This window comes from Actinopolymorpha sp. B9G3 (genome assembly GCF_040120725.1).
In the GTDB taxonomy this organism is placed as follows: Bacteria; Actinomycetota; Actinomycetes; order Propionibacteriales; family Actinopolymorphaceae; genus Thermasporomyces.
In genome coordinates this window covers 88,239-100,038 of sequence record NZ_JBEEAB010000003.1, presented here as the reverse complement: position 1 = coordinate 100,038, position 11,800 = coordinate 88,239, and the positions used below count along the sequence as shown (strand labels likewise).

The window sequence follows — 11,800 nt, the reverse complement described above, 5'->3', positions numbered from 1 at the left end:
CTGGCACGCCGGCCAGCGACCGCGCCACGGAATTAGCGGACGCGTGCACAGCTCCCTCAGAGCCCGAGAACCCTCAGAGTGCGAGAGCCCGCTCCACAGTCGTCGCCAGCTCATCGGCCACCTGCTGGGCCTGCGCGAACGTCGGCGCCTCCACCATCACCCGTACCACCGGCTCGGTGCCGGACGGCCGCAGGATGACCCGTCCCGTCTCGCCGAGCTCCACCGTGGCGGCCTCGATCGCGGCGAGCACGACCGGGTCGGAGTCGGCCCGCGCCTTGTCGACACCACGGACGTTGACCAGCACCTGAGGCAGTCGGGACATCACGCGGGCGAGCTCACTGAGCGGGCGACCGGTCGTCGCCATCCGGGACAGCAGGTGCACGGCCGCGAGTACGCCGTCACCTGTCGTCGCGTGGTCGAGCAGGATCACGTGTCCGGACTGCTCGCCGCCGAGGGCGAAGCCGCCTGCCTTCATCGCCTCGAGGACGTACCGGTCTCCGACCTTCGTCTGCGCGACGTCGATCCCCTCGCGCTGCATCGCGAGAACGAAGCCGAGGTTGCTCAGAACGGTGACGACCACGGTGTTGTTGCGGAGGGTCCCGTCGTCGCGCATCCCGGCGGCGAGGATCGCGAGGATATGGTCGCCGTCGACGACCTCACCTGCCGCGTCGACGGCGAGGCAGCGGTCGGCGTCGCCGTCATGGGCGATACCGACATCCGCGCCGTGCCCGACCACCGCCGCGGTCAACGTCTCGAGATGGGTGGAACCGCAGCCGTCGTTGATGTTGATCCCGTTGGGCTCGGCGTGGATCGGGATGACCGTGGCGCCGAGCCGGCGCAGTGTCTCCGGAGCGGTGCGGTAGGCGGCGCCGTTGGCGCAGTCGACCACCACGGTGAGGCCGTCGAGCGGCTGGACCACTGAGTCGACGAGGTGCGTGACATAGGTCTCGAACCCGGCGCTGTCGTCGCGAACGCGCCCCACTCCGACCCCGGTCGGCCGCTGCCACGGCTCCCGCAACCGGGCCTCGATCAGGTCCTCGATCGCGTCGTCGAGCTTGTGCCCGCCGCGGGAGAAGAACTTGATGCCGTTGTCGGGCATCGGGTTGTGTGAGGCTGAGAGCATGACCCCGAGGTCGGCGCCCATGCTGGCCGTGAGATGCGCGACTGCGGGGGTCGGAAGAATTCCCAGGCGTACGACGTCGATCCCGGCGCTCGCCAGGCCGGCGACCACGGCAGCTTCGAGGAACTCGCCCGAAGCGCGGGGATCGCGCCCGACCACCGCGGTAGGTCGGTGTCCCTCGAAGGCTCCCACCTCGCCGAGGACGTGTGCGGCCGCGACCGAGAGGTCGAGCGCGAGTTCGGCGGTGAGCTCGCCGTTGGCGAGCCCGCGAACGCCGTCGGTGCCGAAGAGCCGGCCCACGACCGAAGGAACTTACCGCTTGGAGTACTGCGGGGCCTTGCGGGCCTTCTTGAGCCCGGCCTTGCGGCGCTCCTTCGCCCGGGCGTCCCGCGTGAGCATTCCCGCGCGCTTGAGCGACGGTCGGTGCGCGTCGACGTCGACCTCGTTGAGGGCACGGGCGATGCCCAGCCGGAGGGCGCCCGCCTGGCCGGTGACGCCGCCACCGTCGATGCGGGCGATCACGTCGTAGTGTCCGGCGAGCTCGAGCAGCGCCAACGGCTCGTTGACGTGCTGCTGATGCACCTTGTTGGGGAAGTACTGGTCCAGCGTCTTGCCGTTGATCCGCCACTCGCCCGAGCCGGGCAACAGACGGACACGCGCGACCGCCTCCTTGCGCCGCCCGGTCGCAGCCGCGGGAGCGACCGCTGCCGGGCGCGGCGCCGGAGAACTCACCGGGGCGCTCTCGGAGCTGTAGGCGACGGTGCTCTCGGCATCGCCCTGCTGACCGGCGCCCTGTGGAGCGGGGTTCTCGGTGTCGACCGGCTGGGTGGTGGACTCGGCCACGGGATTCCTCACTTCGGCGCAGTCGAAACTGCGAAATCTTGGTGGTTACTGATCTGGGTCTTACTGGGCGACCTGGTGGATCGAGTAGGTCTCGGGGTGCTGGGCCTGGTGCGGGTGATCAGGACCCGAGTAGACCTTCAGCTTCTTCAGAAGCTTCCGGCTGAGACGGTTCTTGGGAAGCATTCCCCAGACCGCGCGTTCGATCGCCTTGCGGGGGTTCTTGTCGAGCAGGGTGCCGTAGGGGACCGCGGAGAGCCCGCCAGGGTAACCCGAGTGCCGGTAGGCGAACTTGGTCTCACGCTTGTTGCCGGACAGTGCCACCTTGTCGGCATTGACGATGATGACGAAGTCACCGGTGTCGATGTGCGGGGCAAAGGTGGGCTTGTGCTTGCCGCGCAGGAGCGTCGCCGTCTGGCTGGCAAGCCGGCCAAGGACGACGTCGGTCGCGTCGATCACGTGCCACTGGCGTGGAACGTCGCCGGGCTTGGGGCTGTAGGTGCGCACAGTCGTCGGCCTTCGTAGTCGATCGTGGTGGACCATGTCACTAGCCATGGTCGGTCTGGGGTCTCATGGCTCCGCGGGAGGCAGAGCGCTTCGCGCGCCGCCCGTGGACGTACATATTGCAGGAGTCGTACGGCCAGCAAGCGCAACGACCGCTCAGGATACCTGGGGCCGCGCAGACGGGTCAAAATGGGGCCGCGATCGTGACCCGGGTGGGGCGCACCGGACGATCCGAAGAACCGGACCTGGCGTCTCCGCCACCGCCAGGAAGATACCGTCAGTACGTGACCTGTCACAAATTGTCATCAGCATTGCAGTGCGATGTGCCGACCCCGTACCGCATCCGCGCTGCCGCGCTGGTCGTGGGCCTGGCACTTGCCCTGGTTTCGGCGTGTACGACAGATCCGGCGCCATCGCCGACGGACATCCCCACGCCCACTGACTTCCACTATCACCAAGACCCCAGGGGATCGTCCAAAGGCGACGATCTCGTCTCGGTCAGCACGCTCGTGACGAAGCTCGACGTCCCCTGGGGAGTGGCGTTTCTCCCCGACGGCGGCGCGCTCGTCACCGAACGACACAAACGCCGCATCCTCAAGGTCGGCCCCGGCCGCGACGCGAGCGGTGAGCTCACCGTCAAACCCCTCACCAGCATCGAGGGCGTGTACGCCAACAACGAGGGCGGCCTGCTCGGCATCGCGGTCTCACCGAGGTTCGCCCGAGACAAGACGATCTTCATCTACTACACGACGAAGAAGGACAACCGGATCGCCAGGGTGCGGCTCAACGGCCGCCCGCGGCCGGAGGCCATCGTGACCGGCATCCCCGGCGCCGGGGTGCACAACGGCGGACGGCTGAGGTTCGGACCCGACGGCTATCTGTACGCCAGCACCGGCGACGCCTCCCACGCCGGCGGCTCGCAGGGCCTGGACAATCTCGGCGGCAAGATCCTGCGGATGACCACCGACGGTAAGCCGGCCCCGGGCAACCCGTTCAAGGACTCACTGATCTGGTCGTACGGGCATCGCAATCCCGAAGGGATGGCCTGGGACGCCGAGGGGCGCATGTACTCCGCCGAGATCGGCGAGGCGGTCTGGGACGAGCTCAACCTCATCGCACCCGGACGGAACTACGGCTGGCCCAAGGTCCAGGGCATGGGGACTGAGCCGAACATGGTCAACCCGGTCGCGGTGTGGCGGCCGGAGATCGGCGTCACGAACGGCATCGCCATCCTCGGTCGTACCGCGATCGTCACCTGCCTGCGCGGTCAGCGGATCTACCTCGTGGGCCTCGGCGGCCCGGTCAACATCAGCAGCGAACGGATCGCGGGAGCGGGCACCGGCGAGGCCAGCATCCGGTGGCGGCCGGGGGCCGGGATCGCCGGTCGACCGATAGATGCGTTGGTGGGGAGGTACGGACGGATCCGGGACGCGATCAACGCGCCCGACGGCAGCATCTGGCTCACCACGTCCAACCGGGACGGCCGCAACGACATCGTGGCCGAGGACGACCGGATCCTGCGGCTCACCCTGCGCAAGCCGAGGAGCCCCAGCCCCACGACCACCACCCGGTGATCATGATCGTGATCATTAGGTTTCGGGGCGCATAGCCGACTTTTCGTCATGATCATGGCCGGCCGCCCGAGACGTCATCCGGTCCCGCTCGAAGCCTCAAGGGGTCGGCGTCCGAGACGTCGTGGGGACCCGCTCGAAACCTCAAGTGTCGGCGCGCGCGACGTCATGGGGCTTGTCGTGACGCGGACCTCGTGCCGACACGCCTCGTGCAGTTTTGGCGTTGTAGGGCGGGGAATTATGCCCTGCGATGATGGACCTCGATCCCGTACTCAGCCGCTGGCAAGGCACAGCACCATGGAACGCCCCCCTGCCGGAGTGGAGCAGGCGCGGAGCCGAGACCACCCTCACCCATCTCGGACGGGCCCACAACCTCACGCTGACGGCGTACGAACCGCCGGAGGAGGAGTGGATCTGCGTCGGGGGCCCCGACGCCACCGCCGTCACGTCGGCGCTGTTCCCGCTTGCCTTCGTCACCGTGGGACTCCGCGACGCTCTGCTCGCCTGCGTCCCACAGCTCACCGTCGTGCCCCTCGCGTCGATGGTCGCCACCGACTACCGGGCCTCACCGTCGGTCCTGCGCGCGACCCTGCTCCGGTTCGGGTGGACGAAGGACTTCTCGCCGGCCTGCTTCTGCGTCTCCGACCTGCTGGTGGAGAGCATCCCGTCGATCTGAGTCCGGCACGCGAGTACGGAAAAGCCCGGCGGAACCCATTGATGGCCATGACTGGGTTGGTGTGGTTCGCAGGACCTGCTCGACCTCGGACAGCTGGTCGGGCGTAAGCGGTCCGTGCTCACCGACGAGCGCCGTTCGCGCCGTCTGTAGAAAAGCTCTGCGCCAGTGAACGGACTGTGACACCGATCCGCTTTCGGTTGTGACATCCTCTATGTCCTTATATGTCCGGGGTCACTCGACGGGGAGGATCCAGCAATGACAACGCCGCCTGGGCAGTACCCGCAACAGCCGCACCAGCAGCAAGCCCCACACCAGCAGCCGCCGCAGCCACACCAGCAGGGCCACCCGCCCCAGAAGCCCTACCAGCAACAGGGCTACCCGCCACAGCAGCCACAGGGCTACCCACCGCAGCAGGGCTACCCACCGCAGCAGCCACACCAGCAGCACGGCTACCCACCCCAGCAGGGCTACTCACCGCAGGGCTCCCCCGGCCAGCAGGTCCCGCCGGGCGGCGGGAACAAGCGTGCTCTGCCCTGGATCATCGCTGCCGGTGCGGCGGTGCTCGTCGTTGCCCTGGTGGTCACCGTCGCGCTCGTCCAGGGCGGCGGCGACTCTGACAACACGGCCGGTGGCAATGGGACCGCAGGCAAGGCCGTGAGCAGCGGCGACGCCGGGACCGGAACTGAACGGGACAGCCAGGAAAGTACCGACGGGGACCAGAGCAGCCCCGAGGCAGCGGCCCAGACGTTCTTGTCGGCCGTACAGGCCGGGGATGTCGACACGGTATGGATGATGCACTGTGTCGCACGCCCAGACTGCCTCACGGCAATGGGGGAGGAGCTGAGCCAGGAGGAGATCAACGAGATGCAACCGGACTCCGCGGCCGACATCAGTGAGTTCGCCGAGCTGACCAAGGACGCGGAGATCGTCGGGACCACCGATTCGACCCGGTTTCCGGGCACGACAGGGGTTTCGCTCCGGACGCCGGAGGGCGAGGCCACACTTGCGTTCCTCGAGCAGGACGGCGCCTGGTACTACGTAGGCGCCGAGGGCGGCCAGTCCGGCGGCAGTAGCTCGGGTGGTTCGGGAGGCAGTTGATCAGCCGAGACCTTGCTGATGCGGCCACGTTCAGGCGTAGCCGCATCAGCGAGCGCGGCTCACCCGACCCTCGTCCCAGACCGGGGTGTCGGATTCGTACACGCTGCCGTCCTCGCCGAAGACGAGGTACCGGTCGAACCCGCGCGCGAACCACCGGTCGTGGGTGACCGCCACCACAGTTCCTTCGTACGACGCCAAGCCCTCCTCGAGCGCGTCGGCGGAGGTGACGTCGAGGTTGTCCGTCGGCTCGTCGAGCAGCAGCAGGGTCGCACCGGACAGCTCCAGCAACAGGATCTGCAGCCGCGCCTGCTGGCCACCCGACAGCGACTCGAAGGTCTGGTCGCCCGCCTGCGCCAACTCGTAGCGGTCCAGCGCCCTCGCCGCCTCCTCCTGCGGCATGCCCACCCGATGGTCGTCGCCGCGATGCAGGATCTCCAGCAGCGTACGACCGACCAGCTCCGGATGCTCGTGCGTCTGCGCGAACCAGCCGGGACGTACCCGCGCGCCCAGCCGCGCCCGGCCGGTATGCGCGACCGGCGCGATCGGGACGTCGCCCACCGGCCGGTGCTCGGGTTCGGGGAGCGAACCTCCGGCCGCGAGCAGCCGCAGGAAGTGCGACTTGCCGGAGCCGTTGGAGCCCAGCACCGCTACCCGGTCGCCGTACCACACCTCGAGGTCGAACGCTCGCATCAGACCGGAGAGCTCCAGGGTCTCGCAGATCACGGCCCGCTTGCCGGTGCGGCCGCCACGCAGGCGCATCTTGACGTTCTGCTCGCGTGGGAGCGCCTGCGGAGGCCCGGCCTCCTCGAACTTCCGCAGCCGGGTCTGCGCCGCGTGGTAGGCCGAAGCCATCTTGTCGTTGCTGGTGGCCTTGCGTTTGTACAGCGCGACCAGCGCCTTGAGCTTGGCGTGCTGTTCGTCCCAGCGCCGGCGAAGCTCCTCGAGCTTCGCGAACCGGTCGAGGCGGGCCTGGTGATAGGTCGCATACCCCTGCGGATGCGTCCACACCGAGTTGCCGGCGGCGCCCAACTCGACCGTGACGACGCGGGTCGCGGTGTTGGCGAGGAGCTGCCGGTCGTGGCTGACGTAGAGCACGGTCTTGTCCGACTCGTTGAGGCGTTCCTCGAGCCACAGCTTGGCGGGGACGTCGAGGAAGTTGTCCGGCTCGTCGAGCAGCAGCACCTCGTCGGGACCGCGGAGCAGGGCCTCGAGGGCGAGCCGCTTCTGCTCGCCGCCGGAGAGGGTGCGGACCTCCCGGTAGCGTGCGCGTTCGTACGGCAGGCCGATGGCCTCGGTGCAGCAGACGTCCCACAACACCTCGGCGTCGTAGCCGCCGGCGTCGGCCCAGTCGGCGAGGGCCTGGGCGTAGCGCAGCTGCGTGGGTTCGTCGTCTCGTTCCATCATGGCCAGCTCGGCCCGCTCGACGGACTCGGCGGCGGTACGGATGCGCGGCGGCGCGACCGAGAGCAGCAGGCCGGCAACCGTGGTGTCGTCGCGTACGGACCCGACGAACTGCCGCATGACGCCCAGGCCGCCACTGCGGCTCACGGCACCCGCGTGCGGGTCCAGGTCGCCGGCGACGATCCGGAGCAGGGTGGTCTTGCCCGACCCGTTCGCGCCGACGAGGGCGACCTTGGCGCCTTCACCCACCCGGAACGACACGTCGTCGAGCAGCACCCGACCGTCCGGCAGCTCGTACCGGATCCCCGCGACGTCCACATAGCCCATGCAGCCCAGTGTCCCGGTCCACCGTCAGCGGGCGCGAGCGGTTTACGGTCGTACGCCGGAACCACCGGGTCCGCGTCTACTTCGTACCGGTCCGGGGCCAGACCATCAGGCCGACCGGCCCCTGGAGTCCGCCCGGGGCATGCGGCCCGCGCAGCAACGGCCGCACGACGTCGGCAGTGAGTGCCCGCAGAGTGGCGCCGTCGTCGATACCGTGGGCATCACAGCCGCTGTAGCGGACAAAGACCTCCTGCTCCCGGTCGCCGTTCACCCGCAGGACGATGACCTCCTCGCCAAGGGCCCAGTCCGCGCTGCAGTTCTGGGGCTCGTTCGGTCCACCGCCCTCCGGTGCCGCGCGCACGGCGTCCACAAGCTTCCGGGCAGCGGGGCCAGCGAGCCGACTCGCGGACAGCACCGGCTGGGGAGCGACGTTCTGCCCGCGGTCCAGGGCGTACCTGCACACCGTGATCGACGCGACCTGTCCGACCGTCGCGAGCCCGCCGGTACCGGGATCGGGTCGTGCGTCCGGACCGGTGGTGATCCGGTGGTCGACCGGGCACCCGTAGGTGTCCGTCTCGCGGACCTCCCGGGCGGAGTCGAACATCCGCTTACGCAGCGTGGCATCGTCGGTGAGTATCGTCAGCATGACGCCCGCCACGACCCGCGTCTCCTCGGCCCAACCGCCGTCGTGGTTCTTCAGACCGGGCGGTGCACGGTAGGCGTCGAACCAGAGATAGGCCTTCCGCTTGTCGAGGGGAGCGACCTTCTCCTTGCAGGCGATGAGGGGAATCCCGCCGACGGGCCGTCCGACGTACGGCGAGTCACTTGCCTTCTGCAGGCAGGGCGGCCAGCCGGTCGTGCCGTATCCCCAGCTCGCCGGCACCTGCACCTCGACTCCTCCGTACGACTCCCCACGCATGGCGGTCGCTCCCGCCGCCATCCCCTCCGTCATGCCCTCCGTCGGCACAGAGGCCAGCCAGCGGACACCGAGGATCAGTGCGGCGACCGCCGCGGCAGCGAGGACGCAGGCCGGGACCAGGTGCTGACGGGGCGGCATCAGAGGAACGTTCATGGGCAACTCCGCCCGCAAGACACCGGAGCCCGGCGTCGACGATGATGCTCATCATCGGTGTTGGCGGGACCGGGCGCCATCCCTGCCAGAGGTCGGCGTGAATCCCGTGATCACGGGGTCGGGCTCTCGCGGCGCTTTCCTCGCCGAGGTCAACCAACCGGCTACAGGGTGGTAGGCAGCTGGAGATCCCCGACTTCGGCGACGCTCCTTCCTGAACGAGCGCTCGACGTGAGCGTCTGAGAGGACCACGTAAGAGCAGTCGGCCGGTTGCCTGGCGCCGTGCGTCGCTTCCGCGGCGAACCGGAGCGCCTGCCGAGCGTGGTCCTTTCCGCTTCTTTTCGAATGCAGGTTCCCTTCCGAACTGCAGGCATAGTGACTGGACGTCCGTGCGTCTTAGGGGATGACTAGTCAACGGGAGGATGCCTGCATGGACGCACGGTCCGAGCACGAGTTCCGGGAGTTCGTCGACGCGCGCTCGCTGGCGTTGCTACGCACGGCATATGTCCTGACCGGCGACCAGCACCTCGCCGAGGACCTCGTGCAGAACGCGCTCGCCAAGCTGGCGGCCAGGTGGCACAAGGTCAACGAACCCGAGGCGTACGTCCGGCGTGCCATCTACCACGACCAGGTGAGCCGCTGGCGGCGAAGGGCGAGGATTCGCGAGGACCCGTCCGCCACCCCCTGGGCCGGCAACGCTGGCGCCGTACACGACCCTGCCGCCCGTGATCCGGCCGAGCAGGTCGGGCCGCGCCTGGACGTCCTGCAAGCGCTGCGGAAGCTCGCTCCACGGCAACGGGCCGTCCTGGTGCTGAGATTCCTCGAGGACCTGCCCGAACGCGAAGTCGCCGCCGTCCTCGGTTGCTCGGTCGGCACCGTACGCAGCCAGACCTCCCGAGCGCTCGCTCGACTTCGCGTCCTCGCTCCAGACCTTGCCGACCACCCGCTGGCCGCAGCCGCAGCGGCGGCACGCAAGCCCACATCGATGGAGGTACGCCCGTGACTCCCCACTCATACCAGCAGATGCCGCCGGACGATCCCGACGGTCGGATCCGGCACGCGATCGAGGACCTTGCCCACCATGCCCGGCCGGTTCCCGGTATGGCCGATCTCGCACTCGCGCGGGCGCGGCGACGCCAACACGCTCGACGCGCGATGGTCGCCGGAGGCGCCGCCTTCGCTGTGGTCGGTACGGTGACGAGCGTCGCGGCCCTCCCGATTCTGGAGCGTGGCATCGTCCCCGCCGACGGCACGCCCTCCACGCCGACGCCACGGCCCGCGACACCCACGCCACGACCCACGGACTGCACACCCCAACCGTCCCCGACGCCCTCCCTGCTCCCGTCGAAGCCACCGGCGGCGACCGCACCATCCACCAGGCCAACGACCGCACCGACGCCTACCGCCAAACCGCTCGAGCCTTCTCCACCACCGGCCCCGACCTGCCCGCCAGGCACGCCGCGGCCATCCGAGCCAACGCCGACGCCGTCGGACTCGCCGACGGCCACGCCCACGCCGTGGCCGGACTGGCCCGAACCCACGCCGACGCCGTCCGAATCCCCCGCCCCACCGCGACCCACTCCCGCACCGACCACCACGCCGACACCCGCGGACTGGCCGGACTGGCCGGAGCCCACCCCACGCCCGCCGGACGCGATGAGGAACTAACTCCGGCGTACGGCGAGAACCCGGTATCCCTTGGAGCTGGCGTGCCGCTCGGCACGCCAGCCCTCGCCATTCAGCCAGCGTTGCAGCGAGTCGGCGCCGAGGTTGCGGGCGACGACCAGCCACGCCACACCGTCGGGGGTGAGCCTCGGTAGCCACCGCTCGAGGAGGGCATGCAGGGCCGGCTTCCCGATCCGGATCGGCGGGTTGGACCAGACCTGGTCGAAGGACACGTCGTCAGGCACATCATCCGGCGTCGCGACGCGTACCCGTCCGGCGATGCCGAGCGTGGCGGCGTTGGTACGTGTCAGCTCCAGCGCCCGCACATTGACGTCCACGGCCCACACCGTCGCCCCAGGTTGCTCGGTCGCGAGCACGCAGGCGATCGGGCCGTAGCCGCAGCCCAGGTCGAGAAACGTGCCGGGCCGACTCGGCAGCGGCGCCTCTCGCAACAGCACGGACGTCCCCAGGTCGAGCCGATCGCCGGCGAACACCCCGCTCGAGGACGTCAGCGTGTACGCACGCCCGTACGCCGAGAACGACACGGTCCGCGGCACGGCCCGGGAGCCCGGCTCGGCGGAGAAGTAGTGATCGCTCATGAGCCGGCGGCTCCCACCGGGCCTCCGTCCCCGGCCTCCACGGTCCGGCGCCGCCGGGCCGCGTGCGCGCGGGCGGCCAGCTCGTCATCCGGTGGATAGCCCACCTCTTCGAGGGTCAGGCCGCGCGGTGGTACGACGTTCACGGCCGAGTCCCGCACGCGACCCGCCAACACAGCCGCCGGCCACTCGACGGGGCGCTGGCCCACACCCACCGCCAGCAATGCGCCCACCAGTGCCCGCACCATCGAATGGCAGAACGCGTCCGCCGTCACCCGGGCGGTCACAAGACCGCTGGCGTCGCGTTCCCACAAAAGGTCCAGCAGCCGGCGGACCGTCGTCGCGCCCTCCCGCCGCCGACAGAACGCCGCGAAGTCGTGCTCGCCGAGCAGGCGGTGCGACGCCGCGTTCATCGCCGCCACGTCGAGCGGGCGCGCGTGGAGGAGCACCTCGTGCCGGCGGAGCGGATCCGCAGCGGCCAGGTCATCGCACACGCGGTACGCATAGCGCCGCCAGACCGCGGAGAACCGCGCGTCGAACCCGGCCGGCGCCTCACGGACGCCCCGGACACGGACGTCGGCAGGCAGTGTGCCTGCAAGCCGGCGGAGGAGGGACACGGCGGGCGGGTGGGTGGAATCCCGGCCGGGGACCGCGGAGTACGCCGGACGTGGGACGTCGACGTGGCAGACCTGCCCGCGAGCGTGGACGCCGGCATCCGTACGCCCGGCACACGTCGTCGGCGCCGGCTCGGCGAGCCGCAGGACCGTGGCGAGCGCGCGCTCCAGCTCGCCCTGGACGGTGCGCTGTCCACGCTGAGCCGCCCAGCCGGCGAAGTCGGTTCCGTCGTACGCCACATCCAGCCGGAGACGCACCAACTCTGCCGCCGGCTGGATGCGCGAGAGCCCGCTGTCCTCCTGCATGGAAGGCTCAGCGGGC

The 11,800-nt window shown here is 69.8% G+C and carries 12 protein-coding genes; 5 read left to right on the top strand and 7 right to left on the bottom strand.

Going from position 1 to position 11,800, the window contains the following annotated elements:
* Positions 1-73 precede the first annotated feature (73 nt).
* The 3 genes from glmM to rplM are packed head-to-tail and all read right to left on the bottom strand — an operon-like array spanning position 74 to position 2,467.
* Complete coding sequence (glmM, locus tag ABNF93_RS06705) at positions 74-1,420, bottom strand: phosphoglucosamine mutase (protein WP_349326787.1); 1,347 nt, start codon at positions 1,418-1,420, stop codon at positions 74-76.
* A 12-nt stretch (positions 1,421-1,432) separates the two neighbouring features.
* A complete protein-coding gene (rpsI, locus tag ABNF93_RS06700) occupies positions 1,433-1,963 on the bottom strand; it encodes a 30S ribosomal protein S9 (protein ID WP_349326786.1) in 531 nt (176 codons plus the stop codon).
* 60 nt (positions 1,964-2,023) lie between these two features.
* Entirely contained in the window at positions 2,024-2,467 is a 444-nt protein-coding gene (rplM, locus tag ABNF93_RS06695; protein WP_349327325.1) for a 50S ribosomal protein L13, read from the bottom strand.
* A gap of 281 nt (positions 2,468-2,748) precedes the next feature.
* Between rplM and ABNF93_RS06690 the strand changes: the two genes are divergently transcribed.
* The 3 genes from ABNF93_RS06690 to ABNF93_RS06680 all read left to right on the top strand — a co-directional run bounded on the left by ABNF93_RS06690 (position 2,749) and on the right by ABNF93_RS06680 (position 5,809).
* Positions 2,749-4,038 (top strand): PQQ-dependent sugar dehydrogenase, encoded by a 1,290-nt coding sequence (locus tag ABNF93_RS06690; protein ID WP_349326785.1) that lies wholly within the window; start codon positions 2,749-2,751, stop codon positions 4,036-4,038.
* A gap of 247 nt (positions 4,039-4,285) precedes the next feature.
* Positions 4,286-4,711 (top strand): hypothetical protein, encoded by a 426-nt coding sequence (locus ABNF93_RS06685; protein WP_349326784.1) that lies wholly within the window; start codon positions 4,286-4,288, stop codon positions 4,709-4,711.
* A 255-nt stretch (positions 4,712-4,966) separates the two neighbouring features.
* Complete coding sequence (locus tag ABNF93_RS06680; RefSeq protein ID WP_349326783.1) at positions 4,967-5,809, top strand: hypothetical protein; 843 nt, start codon at positions 4,967-4,969, stop codon at positions 5,807-5,809.
* Between the two features lie 45 nt (positions 5,810-5,854).
* Here the strand turns inward: ABNF93_RS06680 and ABNF93_RS06675 are convergent, their stop codons facing one another.
* Together ABNF93_RS06675 and ABNF93_RS06670 are read right to left on the bottom strand one after the other, a co-directional pair.
* Positions 5,855-7,537 carry an ABC-F family ATP-binding cassette domain-containing protein gene (locus ABNF93_RS06675; protein WP_349326782.1) on the bottom strand — a complete coding sequence of 561 codons (1,683 nt, stop codon included), beginning with the start codon at positions 7,535-7,537 and terminating at the stop codon, positions 5,855-5,857.
* A 76-nt stretch (positions 7,538-7,613) separates the two neighbouring features.
* Positions 7,614-8,606 (bottom strand): hypothetical protein, encoded by a 993-nt coding sequence (locus tag ABNF93_RS06670; RefSeq protein ID WP_349326781.1) that lies wholly within the window; start codon positions 8,604-8,606, stop codon positions 7,614-7,616.
* A 427-nt stretch (positions 8,607-9,033) separates the two neighbouring features.
* On the opposite strand from ABNF93_RS06670, the gene ABNF93_RS06665 reads away from it, so the two are divergent.
* Both ABNF93_RS06665 and ABNF93_RS06660 read left to right on the top strand, forming a co-directional pair.
* Positions 9,034-9,606 carry a SigE family RNA polymerase sigma factor gene (locus ABNF93_RS06665; RefSeq protein WP_349326780.1) on the top strand — a complete coding sequence of 191 codons (573 nt, stop codon included), beginning with the start codon at positions 9,034-9,036 and terminating at the stop codon, positions 9,604-9,606.
* Positions 9,603-10,271, top strand: a complete 669-nt coding sequence (locus tag ABNF93_RS06660) for a hypothetical protein (protein ID WP_349326778.1) — start codon at positions 9,603-9,605, stop codon at positions 10,269-10,271. The genes ABNF93_RS06665 and ABNF93_RS06660 overlap by 4 nt, the downstream gene beginning before the upstream one ends.
* On the opposite strand, the gene ABNF93_RS06655 is transcribed toward ABNF93_RS06660, so the two are convergent.
* Both ABNF93_RS06655 and truA read right to left on the bottom strand, forming a co-directional pair.
* Positions 10,268-10,867 carry a class I SAM-dependent methyltransferase gene (locus tag ABNF93_RS06655; RefSeq protein ID WP_349326776.1) on the bottom strand — a complete coding sequence of 200 codons (600 nt, stop codon included), beginning with the start codon at positions 10,865-10,867 and terminating at the stop codon, positions 10,268-10,270. The genes ABNF93_RS06660 and ABNF93_RS06655 overlap by 4 nt on opposite strands.
* Positions 10,864-11,784: a tRNA pseudouridine(38-40) synthase TruA gene (truA, locus tag ABNF93_RS06650; protein WP_349326774.1), complete on the bottom strand. Its 921-nt coding sequence runs from the start codon at positions 11,782-11,784 to the stop codon at positions 10,864-10,866. Before truA ends, ABNF93_RS06655 begins: the two co-directional genes overlap by 4 nt.
* Positions 11,785-11,800: the final 16 nt, after the last annotated feature.

Bases quoted from the DNA above. Each gene is read 5' to 3' on its own strand.
- ABNF93_RS06685 (WP_349326784.1), top strand. From the start codon at position 4,286: ATGATGGACCTCGATCCCGTACTCAGCCGCTGGCAAGGCACAGCACCA.
- truA (WP_349326774.1), bottom strand. From the start codon at position 11,784: ATGCAGGAGGACAGCGGGCTCTCGCGCATCCAGCCGGCGGCAGAGTTG.
- ABNF93_RS06665 (WP_349326780.1), top strand. From the start codon at position 9,034: ATGGACGCACGGTCCGAGCACGAGTTCCGGGAGTTCGTCGACGCGCGC.
- ABNF93_RS06655 (WP_349326776.1), bottom strand. From the start codon at position 10,867: ATGAGCGATCACTACTTCTCCGCCGAGCCGGGCTCCCGGGCCGTGCCG.
- ABNF93_RS06675 (WP_349326782.1), bottom strand. From the start codon at position 7,537: ATGGGCTATGTGGACGTCGCGGGGATCCGGTACGAGCTGCCGGACGGT.
- ABNF93_RS06670 (WP_349326781.1), bottom strand. From the start codon at position 8,606: ATGAACGTTCCTCTGATGCCGCCCCGTCAGCACCTGGTCCCGGCCTGC.
- ABNF93_RS06680 (WP_349326783.1), top strand. From the start codon at position 4,967: ATGACAACGCCGCCTGGGCAGTACCCGCAACAGCCGCACCAGCAGCAA.